Origin of the sequence: Streptomyces pinistramenti (genome assembly GCF_020564935.1) — a bacterium.
Taxonomy (GTDB): domain Bacteria; phylum Actinomycetota; class Actinomycetes; order Streptomycetales; family Streptomycetaceae; genus Streptomyces; species Streptomyces pinistramenti.
This window is the reverse complement of sequence record NZ_JAJCXB010000009.1, coordinates 61,901-82,707: the sequence shown is the minus strand read 5'-3', so window position 1 is coordinate 82,707 and position 20,807 is coordinate 61,901. Positions and strand designations below refer to the sequence as shown.

The window sequence follows — 20,807 nt, the reverse complement described above, 5'->3', positions numbered from 1 at the left end:
TCACCAGGAGGCGGGCCGCCGCCGTCCGCCGCTACGTACCCCTACAACGCCGCGAACGCCGCCACCAGCAGCGCCGCACCGCACAACCCCACCGCCCACGCCGTCCGCCGCCACCGCAGCCCCCCGGCCACCACCAGCGCCGCCAGCAACAACGAACCCCCGAACGGCACCCACGCATGCAGAATCCCGGCAAGCCCGGTTCGCACCGCATCCGCCGTCCCCGGCTTCACCGTCACCTCGACGCGCTGCCCCTTGCCCGGCGCCGCCGCCCGCGCGACCGACACCTTCGCCCGCCGCCGCCCGTCCCCCTCCGTCGGCACATACGGCCCCGTACACCGGTCATCCGCACACGCCGCCACCGTCATCGTGCCGCGCTCCCGCGCCTTCACCAGCATCGCGTACTGCGCCGTACCCCACGACGTCCACACCCCCGCCACCAGCAACAACAACGCCAGCAACGCCAACACCCCGGTCCGGACGAGCAGCACCACCCCATAAGCGCTCTCACCCGCCCGCCGGGTACGACTCCGTTTGACCGTACTGGTGCGCGAACTCCGTCTGGACATGGCGGGATCCTTGGCCATCGAACCGCGCCCGGTCAACCTCCGACCGGCACCCCACGGGGCACGGGACCACACCAACTCCCCACGAACCGCTACGAGTTGTACGTACTCTGCGCCCGCTCAAGACCCTCAAGGACCAGCGCCTCCACCGCATCCGCCGCACGGTCCACGAAATAGTCCAGCTCCTTGCGCTCCACCGACGCAAAGTCCTTCAACACGAAATCCGCCACCGGCATACGGCCCGGCGGCCGCCCGATCCCGAACCGCACCCGGTGATACTCCGCACCCAGCGACTTCGTGATCGACTTCAGACCGTTGTGACCGTTGTCCCCGCCGCCCAGCTTCAGCCGCAACGCACCGAAATCGATGTCCAACTCGTCATGTACCGCGATGATCTGCGACACCGGCACCTTGTAGAAATCCCGCAACGCCGTCGTCGGACCACCCGACAGATTCATGAACGACAACGGCTTCGCCACCACCACCCGACGCCCCGCAGAACCCGGAGGACCCACCCGCCCCTCCACCACCTGCGCCCGCGCCTTGTGCGCCTTGAACCGCCCTCGCATCCGCTCCGCCAGCAGATCCGCCACCATGAAACCCACATTGTGGCGATTACCCGCATACTCCGGACCCGGATTACCCAGCCCCATCACAAGCCACGGATCGGCGTCCGTCATCTCCACGTCTCCCACATCCGCCCGGCAACCCACCGAGCCACGAATCCGGCCCCGCCACCGCCGAGCCGGCCAACCCACCCGCACCACACGGCACCGGGCCACCAAACAACCCAACCGCCACCCCGCACCCAAAGGCGCGCGGCAGCGGTTGGAAAACGCCCTACCGGACGACGGCTCAGCCCTCGGAGGACGCGGCCTCACCCTCGGCCGACTCCGCCTGCGCCTCGGCCTGCGCCGCGACAACCTGCAGCACGACCGTGTCGTCCTCGACGGCCAGCGTCGAACCCGCAGGCAGCGTGATGTCCTTGGCCTGCACCGCGTCACCCGCGTCCAGACCCGCGACCGACACGGTGACCGACTCCGGGATGTGCGTCGCCTCGGCCTCGACCGGCAGCGTGTTCAGCAGGTGCTCCAGCAGGTTCGCACCCGGCGCCAGGTCACCCTCGGTCAGGATCGGGATCTCGACGGTGACCTTCTCGCCCTTGGTCACGGCCAGGAAGTCCACGTGCACCAGGAAGCCACGGATGGCCTCACGCTGCACGGCCTTCGGGATGACCAGCTCGTCCTTGCCGTCCACGTCCAGGCGGAGCAGCACGTTCGGGGTCTTCAGCGCCATCATCAGCGCGTGGTTGTGAATCGCCACGTGCTTCGGCTCGGCGCCGTGACCGTAAATGACCGCGGGAACCAGGTCCGCACGACGCGCACGACGCGCCGCACCCTTACCGAAATCGGTACGCACCTGGGCGGCAAGCTTGACCTCAGCCATGACTGCACTCCTCGTATCTCAGGAAACCGCTGACCGTTACCCGGCCCACGACAGACCTGCTACGAAGAGCGCGTCGATTACGGACCAGCCACACACAAAAGTGCGGCCTCCCTCGCCGAGCAACTCCATGAGTCTACCCGGCCGGGAGGCCGCCCCAAAGTCGATCAATGCCGACCTACATCACAGCCGCGAGGCAACCCGCGTCACTGCTCCTCGAAGAGGCTCGTCACCGAACCGTCCTCGAACACCTCACGGATCGCCCGCGCCACCGTCGGCGCCATCGACAACACCGTGATCTTGTCCAGCTCCAGCTCCGAAGGCGTCGGCAGCGTATTCGTGAACACGAACTCACTCACCTTCGAATTCTTCAGACGATCCGCCGCAGGACCCGACAGCACACCGTGCGTCGCCGTCACGATCACATCCGACGCACCATTCGCGAACAGCGCATCTGCCGCCGCACAAATCGTGCCACCCGTGTCGATCATGTCGTCGACCAGCACACACACCCGGTCCTTCACATCACCGACGACCTCGTGCACCGTGACCTGATTCGCCACGTCCTTGTCGCGCCGCTTGTGCACGATCGCCAACGGCGCACCCAGACGGTCACACCAGCGGTCCGCCACCCGCACCCGGCCCGCGTCCGGCGACACCACCGTCAGCTTGTCCCGGTCCACCTTCGCGCCGACGTAATCCGCCAGCACCGGCAGCGCGAACAGATGGTCCACCGGACCATCGAAGAAGCCCATGATCTGATCCGTGTGCAGATCGACCGTGACGATACGGTGCGCACCCGCCGTCTTCATCAGATCCGCGATCAGCCGCGCCGAAATCGGCTCACGGCCACGGTGCTTCTTGTCCTGACGGGCATAGCCGTAGAACGGCACGACCACGGTGATGCTCCGGGCCGAAGCCCGCTTCAGCGCATCAATCATGATCAGCTGTTCCATGATCCACTTATTGATCGGAGCCGTGTGGCTCTGAATCAAAAAGCAGTCCGCACCACGCGCCGACTCCTGATAACGGACGTAGATCTCACCGTTGGCGAAGTCGAACGCCTTCGTCGGGACCAGGCCCACACCCAGCTGGTGCGCGACCTCCTCGGCCAGCTCGGGGTGGGCGCGGCCGGAGAAGAGCATCAGCTTCTTCTCGCCGGTCGTCTTGATCCCGGTCACAGCAAATCTCCTCGAATCCCTGTTTGCGTGCGCTAATCACGGTACGCCCCGCACGGCGCACCCCCTGCACGGTCACCGCTCGCCTTCGGACTCCTGGCGAGCGGTCGAAGCGGCCTGCGCGGCGGCGCTCCCGGGCCGCTTACGCGCGACCCAACCCTCGATATTCCGCTGCTGGCCGCGCGCGACCGCCAGCGAACCCGGGGGCACATCCTTGGTGATGACCGAGCCGGCCGCGGTGTACGCACCATCCCCGATCGTGACAGGAGCCACAAACATGTTGTCCGACCCCGTCCGGCAATGCGACCCGACAGTGGTGTGATGCTTCGCCTCACCGTCGTAATTCACAAACACACTCGCCGCGCCGATATTCGTGTACTCACCGATCGTCGCATCCCCCACATACGACAGATGCGGCACCTTCGTACCCTCACCGATCGCCGCATTCTTCATCTCGACGTACGCACCGGCCTTCGCCTTCGCCCCGAGATCCGTACCAGGACGCAGATACGCATACGGACCCACCTGGGCTCCCGCACCGATCCGCGCACCCTCCGCAACCGTGAACGACGCCACCGCGCCCTCCCCGACCACCGTGTCCGTCAACCGCGAATGCGGACCCACCTCGGCCCCCGCGGCAACCTGCGTTGCACCCAGCAGCTGCGTCCCCGGATGCACCACCGCATCCGCCTCGAAACCGACCGACACATCCACCCACGTCGACGACGGATCCACCACCGTCACACCGGCCAGCATCGCCCGCTCCAGCAACCGCTCATTCAGCAACCGCCGCGCCTCGGCCAACTGCACCCGGTTGTTGATCCCCAGAATCTCCCGGTGATCACCGGCCACCGCCGCACCGACCCGATGTCCCGCCGCGCGCAGAATCCCCAGCACATCCGTGAGGTACTCCTCACCCTGGCTGTTGTCCGTCCGCACCTTGCCCAACGCCTCGGTCAGCAGCCGCGCATCGAACGCGAACACCCCGGAATTGATCTCCCGGACCGCCCGCTGCGACTCGCTCGCGTCCTTGTGCTCGACGATCGCCGTGACCGCGCCACTCGCCCCGTCACGAATGATCCGCCCGTACCCCGTCGCATCCGGCACCTCGGCCGACAGCACCGTGACGGCATTCCCGTCCGCCGCGTGCGTCTCGCTCAGCTGCAGCAGCGTCTCACCCGTCAGCAGCGGGGTGTCACCGCAGACCACCACCACCGTGCCGTCCAGCGCCACACCGCCCGCGCTCAGCTCCTCCAAGCCCATCCGCACGGCGTGCCCGGTGCCGTTCTGCTCGTGCTGCACCGCGGTGCGCACGCCGGGGTCGATCTCGGAGAGGTGCGCCTGCACCTGATCGCGGGCGTGCCCGACGACCACGACGAGATGTTCCGGATCCAGCTCACGGGAGGCGGCGACCACATGCCCCACAAGGGAGCGACCACAGATCGCGTGCAGAACCTTGGGTGTCACCGACTTCATGCGGGTTCCCTCACCCGCTGCGAGAACGACGATGGCTGCCGGGCTGTTGGCGCTCACGGGGATGCCCTTCGGCTTCTTGGCTACTTCGGGTGGTGGTCATCCGAAGGATACCGGTGCGTTTTGTTGTCGAAACGAGGGCGGGCCCTGACCTGGCGGTCAGGGCCCGGACTTTGCGTCTGTGCCGCTAGCTCCCCCGAGAGGACTCGAACCTCTAATGGTCGGACCAAAACCGACAGTGTTGCCGATTACACCACGGGGGACAGCGCGTCAGACGATACCCGACGTGCCGTCGGTCGCGGGCGTTGATCCCGAGGTTGAGATTCGCCTCCACCGTCCCTCCACCTGCCGGTACAGCCGTGCGCGGTTCGTTACGTAGATCCGTAAGCAACCTCGGTATGTATCGCCACGATTGAGGTGATTTGTGCCTGGGTTGTCGATGCGGATGCCGGGCTTGAGGGAATCTTCGGCCGGGACGCCGGTGATCTCGGACCAGAAGCGAGTTGCTTCGGAGATGTCGGCGGAGTCGTGGATGTGGAGGCTGCACCGCATCCTGTGGTGGTCAACGCCAAGCAGGCCCAGCCGGCGCACGTACACCTGGATCATGCGCGGATCGCTGTTGATGAATGTCAGGCTCTCGCGTCGTGCGTACTCCTTGTCCTTTGAGCCCTCGGCCCAGTACGGGCCGACTCCGATGAGGAAGAGTTCCCGGTCGCTGATCTCGCCGATCTCCTGAGTGGCCTCACGAGTCAAACGCCGGCGTTCAGCGTCCCGGTCTTCACGGAACGCGGTGTGGGCGGTGTCCAGGCGCTGCATCTGCTCGACCTTCTTCCACCGGGGCTTTGGTTTCGGCAGGTCTTTGACCCATGCCGAGATCGAGCTCTTCGACACACCAAGCTCGGCCCGGATCTCGTCGTAGGTCCGTCCCTGTGACCGTAGGGCGCGCGCTCAAGCGCTTCGCGTCCCTGGCGTTGGGGTGCTTCGTCCACGCGGGCGGCTCGTTCTCCGGGCGGCGGCTGAGGCCGGCGTGGCGGAGGGCCGCGGCGTGGGGGCGTAAGGATTCGTGGTCGGGTTTCCCGTGGGCGTGCGGCATGGGAACGGGGTGTCGGGTACGGGTGCGCGAAAGGGGCGGAAATGTGGACGATTCAATAGTTCGAGGGATAACCATGGGTTAGCGCCCGTAACGGGTCGGGAACGTGCTCGGGCACTGCTCGGGGGGACCAGGGTGGGCGCCCGTACGCTGGTCGGTATGACCGCAACGGGGGCAAGTGCAGGAGAGGGCGTGCGGGGTGCGCCTGTGGGCGGGCCGTGGTGGTGGGGCCGCCGGCGCAGTGCCGTGCTGGACGTGTTGCTGGCGGTGGCCTCGACGTTCGAGTGTGTGCTTGAGGGGGCGCGTTTTTCGGACGAGGCGCGGCTGCCGGTGTGGGTGGGGATGCTGCTGGGGCTGGTGGTCGGCCCGGTGCTGTTGGTGCGGCGGCGGTGGCCGGTTGCCGTGGTGTTGGTGTCGATCGCGGTGATGCCGACGGAGATGGGTGCGCTGCTGAGTGTGGTGGGGCTGTACACGCTCGCCGCGTCGGATGTGCCGCGTCGGATCACGGGGTTGCTTGCGGGGATGACGGTGGTCGGGACGTTGGTCTCGACGTTTTTGAGCCTGCGGCAGGACGTGTTGTCGGAGGAGGACTTCAATCCGCCGATGTGGTTCGTGCCGGTGATGTCGGTTGCGGTGGGGCTGGTGGTGACGGCGCCGCCGGTGTTGTGGGGGCTGTATGTGGGCGCCCGGCGGCGGCTGGTGGAGAGCCTGCGGGAGCGGGCGGACGGTCTGGAGCGTGAGCTGTCGCTGCTGGCGGACCGTGCCGAGGAGCGGGCGGAGTGGGCCCGTAACGAGGAGCGGACGCGGATTGCGCGGGAGATGCACGACGTGGTGGCGCACCGGGTGAGTCTGATGGTGGTGCACGCGGCGGCGTTGCAGGCGGTGGCGTTGAAGGATCCGGAGAAGGCGTCGAGGAACGCGGGTCTGGTGGGGGACATGGGGCGGCAGGCGTTGACCGAGTTGCGGGAGATGCTGGGGGTGCTGCGGACGGCGGAGGGTTCGGGGGGCCGGGTGGCGCGGCCGTCGGATGAGCCGGAGCGGTTGGTCGCGGTGGCGTCGAAGGCGACCACGTCGCAGGCCGGGGTGCCGGCCGGGGCTGTGTCGGGTGGGGTGACGGCGGCGGGGGTGTCGGTCGCGGCTGCTGGGCCGGGGCGGGGTGGTGCGGGTGGTGCGGGGGCGGCGCCGGTTTCGGGGGCGGGGGGCGGCGAGGCCGAGGGGCCGTCGTTGGCGTTGCTGGCGGATCTGGTGGGGCAGTCGCGTGCGGCGGGGATGGCGGTGGAGCGGTCGGTCGAGGGTGCTGAGGGTGCCGGGGGGCGGTATGCGGCGGGTGTGGAGCAGGCCGTGTACCGGGTGGTGCAGGAGGCGCTGACGAACGTGCACAAGCACGCTCCGGGTGCGCGGGTGCGGGTGCGGTTGGCGCACCGTGCGGATGAGGTGGCGGTGCAGGTGGAGAACGGTCCGTCGGACGGCGGGACGGTGGATGCGGGGCTGCCCAGCGGGGGGAACGGGCTGGTCGGGATGCGGGAGCGGGTGACGGCGCTGGGGGGCGTGTTCGTTGCGGGGCCGACGGATGCGGGGGGTTTCCGGGTGTCGGCTGTGGTGCCGGCGGGGGTGGCTTCGGCGGGTGCGTCGTCGGGGGGTGGCGTTGCCGGTGAGGGGGGCGGTGCGGACCGTGTTCCGGTGGGCGGCGGCTCGGGTGATGCCGGTGATGGGGGCGATGTCGGTGAATCCGGTGTGGGCGGGGGCGCCGACGTTGACGCGGGTGTGGCGCCTGGTGTTTCCGGGGGCGTACGGGAGGGGTGAGTCCGGGGTGCCTGCGGAGGGTTGCTGCGCCGTACGTCCCGGCCGCCCCGACTTCTTCGACCGTCACATCCGTCCTGTCCATCCCGCCAGGCCCGTCCGCCCCGCCAGGCCGGACCGCCCCAGCAGGCCGGACCGCCCGGCTAGGAGCTGACCGGTGCTGCGGCCGCGTCCGGCTCGGGTTTCGGGGGTGTGGTGAGGCGGGTGGGGCGGGTGCCGAGGATGAGGGTGCTGAGGGCGTGGTCCATGTCGGGGCCGAGGTACCAGTCGCCGGTGTGGTCGAGGCTGTAGATGCGGCCTTCGGTGTCGTTGGCGAGGAGTGCCCGGGGGGAGCCTGCGGCCTGGCTGCTGTTGAGGAGTTCCTGACCCAGGGGGGCGACGTGGGTGTCGAGGGCGCGGCCGAGGTCGCCGAGGGTGCGGGCGAGGTGGAGGCCGTGCAGGGGGTCGACGGCGAAGGGGGTGGGGGCGATGTGGCGGCCGGGGCCGGTGGCGCTGATGTGCAGGCCGCCGAATTCGGCCCAGGCTTCGACGGCCGCGGGGAAGACGATGTGGCGGTGGCCTGCGGGGGAGGCGTGGTCGCGGAGGGCGTCGGCCCAGTGCTCGGCCTGTTTGATGTTCCAGCGGCCGGGGGTCCAGCCGGCGTTGTGGAGGGCGATGTCGACGGGCGGGGCGAAGCGGGGGGAGCCCTGCTGGTCGCGGGGGTCGGCGGGCGGCATGGTGTGGGTCAGCTCCCTGCGGGCGTGCTGCCGATGGGCATGACGCCGAAGTGGGCGAGGAGCGCGTCGCAGGAGCGGCAGGGCGGGGCGTAGCTGCCGTGCAGGGGGTCGCCGTCCTCGCGGATGTGACGGGCGGTGATCTTGGAGTGTTTCAGGGAGCGGCGGGCTTCGCCATTGGTGAGGGGTTTGCGGGAGGCACGTTTGCCGCGGTTGCCTTCGACGGCGGTGAGGTGGCGGGAGAGCAGGACGGCTTCGGGGCAGCGTCCGGTGAACCGCTCGCGTTGCGCGGTGGCGAGGGTGTCGAGGAAGTCCTGGACGAGGGGGTGCAGGGCGGCGGGGTGCTCGCCTTTGCTCGCGGTGCAGGTGAGGGTGTGGCCGCGTACGGAGAGGGCGGCGCCGACGGTGGGGAGGATGCCGTCGCGCCGGTGGCGGAGCGTGGGGGTGCGCTCGGTGTCGGCGGTGCCGCTCCAGCCGATGCGGGGGTCGCCTGAGGTGGCGGTGTGGTGTGCCGTGGTGCTCATGGTGCTTTCCCTCCCTGCAAACCCCCCGGTTGCGTGGGTCAGCCTGCCAAATGTGCTGGGTGTTGCGGTAGTCGAGGGGGCTGTTGGCGAGGTCACCGGTGGGTGACGGTTCGTCGGGCGAGGGGTAACTGGGCAGGTCGGGCGGGGTGGTGCGGGTGGGGTGCGGAGGGGTGTTCGGGGTGTGCGCGGGCGTGTCTGCGCGGGTGCGCGGGGGCGGTGTCCGGTCTTGCGGCACGGCATAGGCTGTGCGCAGTAGCCAGAATCAGCCAGGGGGCACCGCGATGACGACAGGTCGGCTCGGGCAGCGTGCCGCGCCACCGAACACCGCTTATGCCGGGCAGGTTGTGCATTTTCCGGACCCGGTCCGTGCTGCGCGGCATCCTGCTGGTGTGCGGATGGACGGGAACGGTTTCCCGGTGTTCTCGCCGTACGCGCGGGCGGCGGTGGAGATTGCCGAGCCGCCGGAGGGTTTTGGCGTCGATGAGCTGCGGTTGACGGACTATGTGTCGGCGAATGCGGCGATGCACGCGCAGGGGCACGAGCTGTGGGCCGATGGTGCTGCGGTGGCGACGCCGCACGGTTGGACGTGGCATCACGTCGCGGGTACCCGGCGGCTGGAGTTGGTTCCGGTCGAGGTGAAGGCGCTTTTGCGGCATCACGGCGGGCTGGCGACGGCGGCGGTGGCGCACGACAAGCGGGGTACGCGTCCGTTGCAGGAGACCCGGCCGGTGCATTTCGGGCTGCCGCACCGGGGGCTTTCGGTGGGCGAGGAGCAGGTGGCGCAGGCCGAGGAGTCGCTCGGGTACCGGTTGCCGGGCGCGTACCGGTCGTTCCTGAAGGCGGCGGGCGGGTGTGCTCCGGTGGGGGCGGCGCTGGATGCGGAGTTGGGGCTGCTGGTGGATCAGCCGTTCTTCACGGTGCGCGATGACGCGGCGGTGAACGATCTGGTCTATGTGAACAAGTGTCTGCGGGACCACTTCACCAAGGATTTTCTGGGTGTGGCGTTCGTTCAGGGCGGCGTGGTCGCGGTGAAGGTGCGGGGTACGGCGCCGGGTTCGGTGTGGTTCTGCCCGTATGACGATGCGCGGGACCGGGACGGCTGGTCGGTTCAGGAGCGGGTCGAGCGGCTGTTGCTGCCGTGCGGCGCGGATTTCGACGCATTCCTGCTGCGGCTTGCGGGGAATCCGCCGGAGCTGGAGACGGTGGCGAACCTGATGGTGGACGGCGGCTTCGCGCAGGCCGTTCCGGTGGAGGGGTGAGCGCGGTGGTGACGTTCGCGCAGGCGCAGGAGCGTGCCGAGCTGTGGGTGAACGGCGAGGTGCCGGGGCCGCAGCAGCGTGAGGTGCGGGTGCGGGAGTTCGATCTGGGTTTCGTGGCCTGGGCGGAGGACCGGGAGGGCGGTCCGCACGGTGAGGGCGGGCGGAGCCGGCTGGTGATCGCGCGGGACAGCGGTGAGACGACGTTGTGGCCCGGTCTGCCGGTGGGTGAGGTGATCCGGCGGTACGAGGAGGAGTACGGCGCGGTCGCGGACGGGGGGCGCGGGGTTGCGGAGGCGCCGCAGCGGATCGATCTGGAGGCGACGTCGTTCCTGCTGACGCCGCCGGAGTGGTTGCAGGAGGTGGCGGACGCGGCCGGTGGTGCGGAGCGTGGCGGTGCGGCGCAGGGCGGGCCCGCGCCGTCGGCCGTGCCGGGGACCGGTGGGTCGGCCGATGCGTGGGCCGAGGTCAATGTGACGTCGGGGGCCGGTGGGGAGCCGGGTGCGGGCGAGGAGGACGGGGACCGGTCGGTGGGGTTGCCCGAGACGGTGTTCGCGCCGCCGCTCGCCGGTATCGACGAGATCGACGAGGCCGGTGAGGGGGACGGGGCGGAGCTGCGTGCGCGTCCCGAGGCGCAGACGGAGTTGTTGCGGGGCGGGAGTCAGTTGCCGCATACGCAGATTGCGGCCGCGGCGGACGGGCCGGGTGCCGGGGGGCCGCAGGGCCTGGGCGGGTCCGGTGGGGCGTCGGGTGCGGGTGGGCCGGGTGCCGTGCCGCCGATGCCGTCCGCGCCGCCGGTGCCGCCCGGTGTGCCGGGGCTGTCGGATCTGCCGCCGCCGTCCGGTGCGCCGGTCACCGATGTGCCGCCGCCGGATGGTGCGGTGCCTGGTGGGGCCGTGCCGCCGGTTGCGGGGGCGCCGGGCGGGTCGGGGCCCGGTGGTCCGCCGCCGCCTCCGCCCGTGCCGTCGGCAGGTGCCGGTGGCGGGGTGCATGCGGCGGCGACGATGCTTGCGGACGGTGCCGCGTTGGGCGGGCCCGGCGCGGGTGCGGCTGTTCCGCCGCCGCCCACAGCTCCGGGTACGCCCGGTGCGCGGGCTGCGGTGGCGGGCGATGCGGCGGCGGGTCAGGAGCCTGCGCCGGGTGCGCCGGCCGGTGGGTACGTGCCGACGCAGCTGGTGTCGCAACTGGACGCGGGTGGGCTGGACTTGAGCGCGGTGGACGGATCCGGTGATGCGGGCGCGTCCGGTGCGTCCGGTGCGTCCGGTGGTGAGGGCGCGGGCTCCGGGGGCGGGGTGCACGCGGCGGCGACGATGCTGGCCGGCGGTGTCGTGCTGCCGGATGGGGCGGCCGGGGCTGCGGGGCCCGGTGGTGCGGCGGGTGGGCCGGGTGTGCCGCCGCCGCCCGCGCCTCCGGGTGCGCCGAAGCCGCCGGGTGCGCCCGGCAGGCCCGGGGCGCAGGCGGGTGGCCGCGGTGCCTCGGGGCAGGGTGGCCCGCCGCTTCCGCCCGCGCCTGCCCCCGCGCCGTCGGCAGGTGCCGGTGGCGGGGTGCATGCGGCGGCGACGATGCTCGCAGGTGGCGCGGTCGCGCCGGGGCCTGCCGGTCCTGGGCCCGTCGGTCCTGGGCCGGGTGGTCAAGGCGGGCCGCAGGGGGCCGGGCCTGCGGGTTCGCCTCCGGGGCCGCCCGTTGTGCCCCCTGCCCAGCAGGGCGGCGGCCCGGGTGCGTACGGCTATCCGCAGCCGGCCGGTGTGCCGACTGTCGGGCCCGGCTACATGGCGGTGCTGAGCTATCGCGCGCCGGACGGCTCGGAGCAGAAGATCGTGCGCAGGTCGGCTCCGGGTACGCCGCATCCGGAGTGGCAGCTGCTGCACGAGCTGCGCGGGATGAACATTCCGCCGCAGCAGGTGCTGGAGCTGCACACCGAGCTGGAGTGCTGCGATCTGCCGGGCGGCTACTGCGCCCGGATGATCCGGGACACCTGGCCGCAGGTGCGGATCAGTCACACCGCCGCGTACGGCAGGGACCACGCGTCGCGGCAGCAGGGCGTGCGTCATCTCGTCGAGCATCAGGGCGAGTTGCACCAGGTGGCGGACGGTCCCGCGCGGCCCGCGCCGGTGCGGGTGCCGCTGCCGCATCCCTCGCAGGTGCAGCCGGTGCCTCCGGCGCCGCCGCAGGCCGTCGGGCAGGAGCTGGAGCAGTCGTTCGGCCCGCAGGGGATCTTCCGTTTCGATCAGCGGGCGGTGTCCCGGCAGGGTGTGCCCGACGTGGTCGCGCAGATGCTGGTGTGGGCCGGTCTGCCGGTCGACTTCGGGCCGTTCTTCTGGGCGCAGGCGCAGCCGGGGCGTCCGGTGCCGACGCTGGCGGAGCTGGCGGCGGAGCGCGGGGTGCAGCCGGCGGCGGACGCGGGCTCGTATCTGGTGATGGGCAACGACTTCGGCCGTCAGCTGTGTGTGCAGTACGGCACGGCGAACATCGTGGCGGTGCCGGTGGAGGCGGGGCCGGGCGGGCAGCCTGCGGCGCCGCAGTTCGTGAACAGCGGGCTGCCGGAGTTCATGCGCTGCCTGGCGATGCTGGGGCGGATGTGGCGGCTGCGGTACGGGCTGACGCCGGAGCAGGCCGGCCACTGGACGGTCGACTTCCAGGCGCAGCTGGTCGCGCTGGATCCGCCGGCGCTGAGTTCGCCGGAGACGTGGTGGTCGGTCCTGCTGGAACAGATGTGGGACGGGCTGCTGTAGGCACGGTGCCCGCCCGGAGGTGCGCGGCGGCCGGGCGTCCGTTTCCGTGACGGGTGCCGGGCGGCGGCGTCGCGGTGGCGGGCGCTCGGGCTGCGGGACGAGCCCGGGGCCCTGACGATGCGTATATGGGCCAGCCGATACCGCCACCACCGTCGTCGTCGGCGCTGTACCGCGCCGGTCGCCGGGCGCGGTGGCGGGGCCGTGGCGGGCGGCGCCGGCTGTGGCGGCGGATTCTGGTGGTGCTGTCGGTCTTGGTGGTACTGGTCTTCGCGGGCGGCGCGGCGCTGTACGTGTGGGCGGACGGGCGGCTGCGCCAGGTGGCGGCGATCGGGGATTACGCGGGCAGGCCGGCCGCGGGCAAGGGCACGAACTGGCTGCTGGTCGGCTCGGACAGCCGGGCCGGTCTGACGCCGGCCCAGCGCGAGGAGCTGCACGTCGGCAACGACGGCGGGCGGAACACCGACACGGTGATGGTGCTGCACTCCGGCGGCCACGGCCCGTATCTCGTCAGCATTCCGCGGGACAGCTACGTCCGGGTGCCGGGGCACGGCCGCCGCAAGATCAACGAGGCGTACGCGGACGGCGGTCCGAAGCTGCTGACGCGGACCGTGGAGCAGGCGACGGGGCTGCGGATCGACCGGTATGCCGAGGTGAGTTTCCTGGGCCTGGTGCGGGTCGTGGACGCGCTGCACGGGGTGCGGATGTGCCTGGACAAGCCGCTCAAGGACGCGAGGTCGGGGGCGGATTTCCGGGCCGGCTGCCAGGAGATGAACGGCCGGCAGGCGCTGGCGTACACGCGGGCCCGGTACAGCGACCCGGAGGGCGACATCGGACGGGTGCGGCGGCAGCGGCGGCTGACAGCGGCGGTGGCGGGCGGGATGCTCGGGTCCGGGGTGTATCTGAATCCGTTCCGGTGGATGCCGGTGGCCGGGGCCGCGTTGTCCGCGGTGCGTGTGGACGAGGGGGCGGGTGTCGCCGAACTGGTGGGTATGGGACGGTCGATGAAGAAGATCACCGGTGGGGGCGGCCGTGCGGTCACGGTGCCGGTGGCCCGGCCCGGAGTGGTGGTGGGGGGCGCGGGCGACGTCCTGGAGTGGGACGAACGGGGCGCGCGGCGGCTGTTCCAGGCTCTGCGCGATGATGATCCAATTCCGACTTCTGACAACAATTGACGCATCCTGGTGGGATGAGGAAGGCGGAGTGTCGCATTGCGGCCACTTCGGACCTGTCCAGAGAGATGTGTGCGGGACTGACCGGACCGAGCGGGCCGGGCGGGACGGCGCGGAGGCGGGCGAGGGGATCGCGCGCCGGAGAGGGGCTTGAACGATGAGTGCATCGGTTTCGCCGCACGGTTTCGAGACCGTACGCGGGCGCGGCTACCGGCAGGACGACGTGGACCGCCGGGTGGAGGGCCTCTCGGTCGACCGCGACTCGTGCTGGGAGCGCGCCGCGCGGCTCACGGTGCTCGCCAAGGAGATGGAGACGGAGCTGGCGGAACTGCGCGCTCACCTCGCGAAGATGCCGCCGCAGACGTACGAGTCCCTGGGCGACCAGGCCCGGCTGATCCTGACCACGGCGGAGTCCGAGGCGGCGCGGCTGCGCGCCGATGCGGAAGAGGCCGCCGAACAGCTGCGCGCGCGGACCGATGCGTACGTCCGCGAGACCAGGGAAGCGGCGGACGAGGTCGCGCGCGCCCGGCGCAAGGACGCGGAGGAGCGCGGGCAGCAGGCCGTGGACGCGGCGCGGACGGACGCGGCGGCGCGGGTGGCGGCGGCGAAGAAGGACGCCGAGGAGTGGCGCGGCGAAGCCGTGGCCGCGCGCGAGGAGATGGGCCGGCGCACCACGGAGATGCTCAGGGACCAGGAGCGTCGGCAGGCCGAGGAGTGGGAGGAGGCCGGCCGTGAGCTGGCCGGTCTCGAAGCGGAGCTGGCGCAGCGGGTCGCGGAGCTGGACGAGCGGGGGCGCGCGGTGGTGGCCGATGCGGAGCGCCGGCACGCCGAGACGCAGGAGGCGGCGCGGCACCGCCAGGAGGACGCGGAGGCCCGCGGGGCCGAACTGCTGGCCCAGGCCCGGGTCGAGGTGGAGCGCATCGAGCGGGCCACCGAACGGATAGTGCGCGAGCACAAGGAGGAGCGCGACGAGGTCCGCTCCCACATGAAGCACGTCCGCAACAGCCTCGCGGTGCTGACGGGGAAGGACCCGGGCGAGGAGCCGGAGGGGCCGTCGGCCGGGCCTGCGGCGGGGGAGGCCGCGGGGACGGCAGGGGCTGCGGAGCCCGTCGGGACGGGGGAGACCGCGGAGGCCGGCGAGGATGATGCGGCAGCCGACCGGCGTGCCCCCGTTCACCCGGACAACGAGGAAACCATCGAGACCGAGCTGCCCCGCGTGCCCAGCTGACGGAGCCGGGCGCGGCGCGGCTCAGCCGGTGGCCGGGCCCCCGCCGCGCCCGCCTTCGCCCCCGTCGCCCGCGGGAGCCCCGTCCCCCGTACGGGGTTCGGCCCCCGCATCCGTACGGGTGGCGGGCTCCTGGCCCGTACGGGGTCCGGCTTCCTGGCCCGCGTGGGCGTCCGCGTGGACCGGGAAGCGGCGCGGGGCCAGCAGGAGCAGGGCGATCAGGGCGAGGACGGCGGCCGCTGCGGCGCCCAGGTAGACGTGGTCGACGGTGAGGGCGACGGAGCGGCGCAGATAGTCGGCGGCGCGGGCGGTGAGCCCTCCGGCGTGCTCCAGGGCGTGCGAGACCGCGTCGAGGTCGCCGGGCAGACCGGAGCGGATGTCCGAAGGGGCGTGGGCCAGCCGGTCGTTGAGGGTGGTGTTGGCGAGGGCGCCGAAGAGGGCCGCGCCGATGGACTGTCCCACCTGGCGGCAGAAGAGTATCGAGGCGGTGGCGGTACCGCGTTCGGAGTAGCCGACGGAGGACTGCACACCGATGATCAGCGGCAGCTGGAAGAGGCCGAGTGCCGCGCCCAGCGCCAGCATGATCAGGGCGGGCTGCCAGGGCGCGCCCGGGTAGGGCAGCAAGGGGAAGGCGAGCAGGATCAGGGCGGCGGCCGAGATGCCGAGCAGCGCGCAGTTGCGGATGCCGATGCGGCGGTAGACATGGCTGCTCAGCGCGGCGGAGACCGGCCAGCTCAGGGTCATCACGGACAGCACGAAGCCGGCCGCCGTCGGGCCGATGCCGAGCACCGACTGGGCGTAGGTGGGCAGGAAGACGGTCGGCGCGACCATCAGCAGGCCCAGCGCGCCGAGGGAGAGGTTGACCGCGGCGATGGTGCGGCGCCGCCAGACCCAGCCGGGGATGACCGGTTCCGCCGCGCGCCGCTCGATGAGGACGGTGGCCGCCGCGCACAGTGCGCTGCCGGCGAAGAGCAGCAGCGACGGCGGGGAGAGCCAGGGCCAGGCGGTGCCGCCCTGGACCAGGGCCGTCAGCAGCAGCCCGCCGCAGGCGAAGACGGCGAGCGCGCCGGGCCAGTCCACCCGCGGTTTCGCGGCGGCGCCGGGGGAGCGGCCCGTTTCCCCGGCCGCGGCCCTGCGCGGGTCCTCGGTGAAGTAGCGCACGATCAGCCACAGGGCGAGGGCGCCGACGGGCAGGTTGACCAGGAAGATCCAGCGCCAGTCGGCGTAGCCGGCGAGCAGGCCGCCCAGGGCGGGCCCGGCGACCGACGAGGCGGCCCAGACCGAGGAGAGCTTCGCCTGGATCTTGGGGCGTTCCGCCATCGGGTAGAGGTCGGCCGCGATGGTCTGCACGGTGCCCTGGAGGGCGCCGCCGCCCAGGCCCTGCACGATGCGGAAGGCGATCAGGGAGGCCATGTCCCAGGCGCCGGCGCAGGCGAGGGAGCCGACGAGGAAGAGGGCGATGCCGGTGACGAGGACGGGCTTGCGGCCGAAGGTGTCGGAGAGTTTGCCGTAGACGGGCAGCGTGACGGTGACGGCGAGGAGGTAGCCGGAGAACAGCCAGGAGAAGACGGCGAAGCCGCCGAGGTCGCCGACGATCTGCGGGATGGCGGTGGCGATGATCGTCGAGTCCAGCGCGGCCAGCGCCATCCCGAGCATCAGGGCGGCGACGACCGGGCCGCGCCGCCCGGCATGTGCGCCCGCCGCCGTGTCCTGGCCGCCGCCGGATGCGCGGCCCGTGCCCGTGCGGCGTGCCCTGCCGCCGACGGCGTTGTCCCTGGCGCTGCGGTTCACCCGGCCCCCTTGCCCCGCCGGTGCGGCCCACCGGCGCCGTTGTGTGTAGCCGACACCCTTCCATGCCGGGTCGGCGTGCGAAACGGTGCTTCCCGGGGGCAGAGGCGCACGCCCCGGGGCGGCCGTTCGCTCGCGGGGCGGGATGTCGGAGGGCGGGCGTAAGGTGGGCAACCCCGGCCCGTACGACGTGTCGGGCCTTTCGCGTTGTTCGCCTCGCTGGGACGGAACCTTCTCATGAGCCTTGCTGGACTGCTCGACGCCGTCGTCAAGGACCCGGCGCTCGCCGAAGCGGTGCAGGCCGCGGCCGACGGACACCGGCCGCACGTGGATCTGGTCGGCCCGCCCGCCGCCCGCCCGTTCGCGGTGGCCGCCCTCGCCAGGGACGCGGGACGCCCGGTGCTCGCGGTGACCGCGACCGGCCGGGAGGCCGAGGATCTCGCGGCGGCGCTGCGCAGCCTGGTGCCTGCCGGCGAGGAGAACACCATCGTGGAGTTCCCCTCCTGGGAGACGCTGCCGCACGAGCGGCTCTCGCCGCGCTCGGACACCGTCGGACGCCGCCTCGCGGTGCTGCGCCGCCTTGCCCACCCGCGTGCGGACGACCCGACGGCAGGGCCCGTCTCGGTCGTCGTCGCGCCCATCCGCTCGGTGCTCCAGCCGCAGGTCAAGGGGCTGGGCGACCTGGAGCCCGTCAGCCTGCGCACGGGCGGCAGCGCCGATCTCGGCCGGGTCGTCGACGGGCTGGCGGCGGCCGCCTACGCGCGCGTCGAACTGGTCGAGAAGCGCGGCGAGTTCGCGGTACGCGGCGGCATCCTGGACGTCTTCCCGCCGACCGAGGAGCACCCGCTCCGGGTCGAGTTCTGGGGCGACGACGTCGAGGAGATCCGCTACTTCAAGGTTGCCGACCAGCGGTCCCTTGAGGTCGCCGAGCACGGCCTGTGGGCGCCGCCGTGCCGGGAGCTGCTGCTGACCGACGAGGTGCGCGAGCGGGCCGCCGCGCTCGCCGAGCAGCACCCGGAACTGGGTGAACTGCTCGGCAAGATCGCCGAGGGCATCGCCGTCGAGGGCATGGAGTCGCTGGCTCCGGTCCTCGTCGACGACATGGAGCTGCTGCTGGACGTGCTGCCCGCCGGGAGCATGGCGGTGGTGTGCGACCCGGAGCGAGTACGCACCAGGGCCGCCGACCTGGTGGCGACCAGCCAGGAATTCCTCCAGGCGTCCTGGGCGGCAAGTGCCGGCGGAGGTGACGCGCCGATCGACGTCGGTGCCGCCTCCCTGTGGGGCATCGCCGACGTCCGGGAGCGGGCCCGCGAACTGGGCATGATGTGGTGGTCGGTGAGCCCGTTCGCCGCCGACGAGGAGACCGCGCCCGACGCGGGCGACACCCTCAAACTGGGGATGCACGCGCCCGACACGTACCGCGGGGACACCGCGCGCGCCCTCGCCGACACCAAGGGCTGGCTGGCCGACGGCTGGCGCACGGTGTTCGTCACCGAGGGGCACGGCACCGCGGCCCGCACCGTCGAGGTGCTCGGCGGCGAGGGCATCGCCGCCCGGCTCGACGCCACGCTGACCGCGCTCGCCCCCGCCGTCGTGCACGTCGCCTGCGGCTCCCTCGACAACGGCTTCATCGACCCGGCGCTGCGCCTGGCGGTGCTCACCGAGACGGACCTGTCCGGGCAGAAGGCGGCCGCCAAGGAGCTGGGCCGGATGCCGGCCCGCCGCCGCAAGACCATCGATCCGCTGACCCTCCAGGCCGGCGACTTCATCGTGCACGAGCAGCACGGCGTCGGCCGCTACATCGAGATGGTGCAGCGCACGGTCCAGGGCGCCACCCGCGAATACCTCCTCGTCGAGTACGCGCCCGCCAAGCGCGGCCAGCCGGGCGACCGCCTCTACATCCCCACCGACCAGCTGGAGCAGGTCACCAAGTACGTCGGCGGCGAGGCCCCGACGCTGCACCGGCTCGGCGGCGCCGACTGGACGAAGACGAAGGCGCGCGCCAAGAAGGCCGTCAAGGAGATCGCCGCCGACCTGATCAAGCTGTACTCGGCGCGGATGGCGGCGCCTGGCCACACCTTCGGCCCCGACACCCCCTGGCAGCGCGAGCTGGAGGATGCCTTCCCGTACGCGGAGACGCCCGACCAGCTCACCACCATCGCCGAGGTCAAGGAGGACATGGAGAAGTCGGTCCCGATGGACCGGCTGATCTGCGGCGACGTCGGCTACGGCAAGACCGAGATCGCGGTGCGGGCCGCCTTCAAGGCCATCCAGGACGGTAAGCAGGTCGCGGTCCTGGTGCCCACCACCCTCCTGGTGCAGCAGCACCACGGCACCTTCACCGAGCGGTACGGCCAGTTCCCTGTCAACGTCAGGGCGCTGTCCCGCTTCCAGACCGACACCGAGGCGAAGGCCACACTGGAGGCGCTGCGGGACGGCTCCGTCGACCTCGTCATCGGCACCCATCGGCTGTTCTCGTCCGAGACCAAGTTCAAGGACCTGGGCCTGGTCATCGTCGACGAGGAGCAGCGGTTCGGCGTCGAGCACAAGGAGCAGCTGAAGAAGCTGCGCGCCAACGTCGACGTGCTGACCATGTCCGCGACGCCGATCCCGCGCACCCTGGAGATGGCGGTCACCGGCATCCGCGAGATGTCCACGATCACCACCCCGCCCGAGGAGCGGCACCCGGTCCTGACCTTCGTCGGCCCGTACGAGCAGAAGCAGATCGGTGCGGCGATCCGGCGTGAACTGCTGCGCGAGGGCCAGGTCTTCTACATCCACAACCGCGTCGAGTCCATCGACCGGGCGGCCGCGCGGCTGCGCGAGATCGTGCCCGAGGCGCGCATCCAGACCGCGCACGGCCAGATGGGCGAGACGGCGCTGGAACAGGTCGTCGTCGACTTCTGGGAGAAGAAGTTCGACGTACTGGTCTCGACCACGATCGTCGAATCCGGCATCGACATCTCCAACGCCAACACCCTGATCGTCGAACGCGGCGACAACTTCGGCCTCTCCCAGCTGCACCAGCTGCGTGGCCGGGTGGGCCGCGGCCGGGACCGCGGCTACGCCTACTTCCTCTACCCGCCGGAGAAGCCGCTCACCGAGACCGCCCACGAGCGGCTGGCGACGATCGCCCAGCACACCGAGATGGGCGCGGGCATGTACGTCGCCATGAAGGACCTGGAGATCCGCGGCGCGGGCAACCTCCTCGGCGGCGAGCAGTCGGGCCACATCGCCGGCGTCGGCTTCGACCTCTACGTCCGGATGGTCGGCGAGGCCGTCGCGGACTACCGGGCGTCACTGGAGGGTGCCGACGGAAAAGCAGCGGAGGAGCCGCCGCTGGAGGTCAAGATCGAGCTGCCGGTCGACGCGCACGTCCCGCACGACTACGCGCCCGGCGAGCGACTGCGCCTCCAGGCGTACCGCGCCATCGCGTCCGCGTCGACGGAGGAGGACATCGCCGCCGTACGCGAGGAACTCACCGACCGCTACGGCAAGCTGCCCGAGCCGGTCGAGAACCTCCTGCTGGTCGCCGGGCTGCGGATGCTGGCGCGCTCCTGCGGCGTCGCCGACATCACCCTCCAGGGCTCCAACATCCGCTTCGGCCCGGTGGAACTGCGCGAGTCCCAGGAACTGCGGCTGAAGCGGCTGCACCCGCGTACGGTCCTCAAGCCCGCCACCCAGCAGATCCTGGTCCCCCGCCCGACCACCGGCAAGATCGGCGGCAAGCCGCTGGTCGGCCGCGAACTCCTCGCGTGGGTGGGGGAGTTCCTGACGACGATCCTGGGCGGGTGAGGGACGGGACCGTCGGCAGAGGGTGCGCCACGGCCCTTTCCCTCTTCGTGAGCGGCCG

At 71.7% G+C, this 20,807-nt stretch carries 15 protein-coding genes and 1 tRNA gene; 6 read left to right on the top strand and 10 right to left on the bottom strand.

The window, feature by feature from the left end; translation table 11 throughout:
• Positions 1-41 precede the first annotated feature (41 nt).
• The 7 genes from LIU39_RS09265 to LIU39_RS09235 all read right to left on the bottom strand — a co-directional run bounded on the left by LIU39_RS09265 (position 42) and on the right by LIU39_RS09235 (position 5,548).
• Positions 42-566, bottom strand: coding sequence for a hypothetical protein (locus tag LIU39_RS09265; protein WP_227046115.1), 525 nt, complete (start codon positions 564-566; stop codon positions 42-44).
• A gap of 89 nt (positions 567-655) precedes the next feature.
• A complete protein-coding gene (gene pth / locus LIU39_RS09260) occupies positions 656-1,243 on the bottom strand; it encodes an aminoacyl-tRNA hydrolase (RefSeq protein WP_227046221.1) in 588 nt (195 codons plus the stop codon).
• Between the two features lie 175 nt (positions 1,244-1,418).
• Positions 1,419-2,009: a 50S ribosomal protein L25/general stress protein Ctc gene (locus LIU39_RS09255; protein WP_227046114.1), complete on the bottom strand. Its 591-nt coding sequence runs from the start codon at positions 2,007-2,009 to the stop codon at positions 1,419-1,421.
• 203 nt (positions 2,010-2,212) lie between these two features.
• Positions 2,213-3,187: a ribose-phosphate diphosphokinase gene (locus LIU39_RS09250; RefSeq protein WP_227046113.1), complete on the bottom strand. Its 975-nt coding sequence runs from the start codon at positions 3,185-3,187 to the stop codon at positions 2,213-2,215.
• A gap of 72 nt (positions 3,188-3,259) precedes the next feature.
• Positions 3,260-4,717, bottom strand: coding sequence for a bifunctional UDP-N-acetylglucosamine diphosphorylase/glucosamine-1-phosphate N-acetyltransferase GlmU (gene glmU / locus LIU39_RS09245; protein WP_227046112.1), 1,458 nt, complete (start codon positions 4,715-4,717; stop codon positions 3,260-3,262).
• Positions 4,718-4,848: 131 nt separating this feature from the next.
• A tRNA-Gln gene (locus tag LIU39_RS09240) sits at positions 4,849-4,920 on the bottom strand.
• Between the two features lie 7 nt (positions 4,921-4,927).
• Positions 4,928-5,548 carry a hypothetical protein gene (locus LIU39_RS09235; protein WP_227046111.1) on the bottom strand — a complete coding sequence of 207 codons (621 nt, stop codon included), beginning with the start codon at positions 5,546-5,548 and terminating at the stop codon, positions 4,928-4,930.
• Positions 5,549-5,906: 358 nt separating this feature from the next.
• Between LIU39_RS09235 and LIU39_RS09230 the strand changes: the two genes are divergently transcribed.
• Positions 5,907-7,550: a histidine kinase gene (locus LIU39_RS09230; RefSeq protein WP_227046110.1), complete on the top strand. Its 1,644-nt coding sequence runs from the start codon at positions 5,907-5,909 to the stop codon at positions 7,548-7,550.
• A 140-nt stretch (positions 7,551-7,690) separates the two neighbouring features.
• On the opposite strand, the gene LIU39_RS09225 is transcribed toward LIU39_RS09230, so the two are convergent.
• Both LIU39_RS09225 and LIU39_RS09220 read right to left on the bottom strand, forming a co-directional pair.
• Positions 7,691-8,263: an SUKH-3 domain-containing protein gene (locus LIU39_RS09225; RefSeq protein ID WP_227046109.1), complete on the bottom strand. Its 573-nt coding sequence runs from the start codon at positions 8,261-8,263 to the stop codon at positions 7,691-7,693.
• 8 nt (positions 8,264-8,271) lie between these two features.
• The gene (locus LIU39_RS09220) at positions 8,272-8,784 is read right to left on the bottom strand and encodes a YwqJ-related putative deaminase (RefSeq protein ID WP_227046108.1); all 513 of its coding nucleotides are present in this window, start codon (positions 8,782-8,784) and stop codon (positions 8,272-8,274) included.
• Between the two features lie 281 nt (positions 8,785-9,065).
• Here LIU39_RS09220 and LIU39_RS09215 point away from each other — a divergent pair, with 281 nt between their 5' ends.
• From LIU39_RS09215 to LIU39_RS09200, 4 genes are all read left to right on the top strand, one after another.
• Positions 9,066-10,043: an SMI1/KNR4 family protein gene (locus LIU39_RS09215; protein ID WP_227046107.1), complete on the top strand. Its 978-nt coding sequence runs from the start codon at positions 9,066-9,068 to the stop codon at positions 10,041-10,043.
• A 5-nt stretch (positions 10,044-10,048) separates the two neighbouring features.
• Entirely contained in the window at positions 10,049-12,772 is a 2,724-nt protein-coding gene (locus tag LIU39_RS09210) for an SUKH-4 family immunity protein (protein ID WP_227046220.1), read from the top strand.
• 125 nt (positions 12,773-12,897) lie between these two features.
• The gene (locus LIU39_RS09205; RefSeq protein ID WP_264482572.1) at positions 12,898-13,944 is read left to right on the top strand and encodes an LCP family protein; all 1,047 of its coding nucleotides are present in this window, start codon (positions 12,898-12,900) and stop codon (positions 13,942-13,944) included.
• Between the two features lie 154 nt (positions 13,945-14,098).
• Positions 14,099-15,169, top strand: coding sequence for a coiled-coil domain-containing protein (locus LIU39_RS09200; RefSeq protein WP_227046106.1), 1,071 nt, complete (start codon positions 14,099-14,101; stop codon positions 15,167-15,169).
• Between the two features lie 21 nt (positions 15,170-15,190).
• Here LIU39_RS09200 and LIU39_RS09195 read toward each other — a convergent pair whose 3' ends face one another.
• Entirely contained in the window at positions 15,191-16,957 is a 1,767-nt protein-coding gene (locus LIU39_RS09195; RefSeq protein ID WP_505016420.1) for an MFS transporter, read from the bottom strand.
• Positions 16,958-17,191: 234 nt separating this feature from the next.
• Here LIU39_RS09195 and mfd point away from each other — a divergent pair, with 234 nt between their 5' ends.
• Positions 17,192-20,749 (top strand): transcription-repair coupling factor, encoded by a 3,558-nt coding sequence (gene mfd / locus LIU39_RS09190; protein WP_227046105.1) that lies wholly within the window; start codon positions 17,192-17,194, stop codon positions 20,747-20,749.
• Positions 20,750-20,807: the final 58 nt, after the last annotated feature.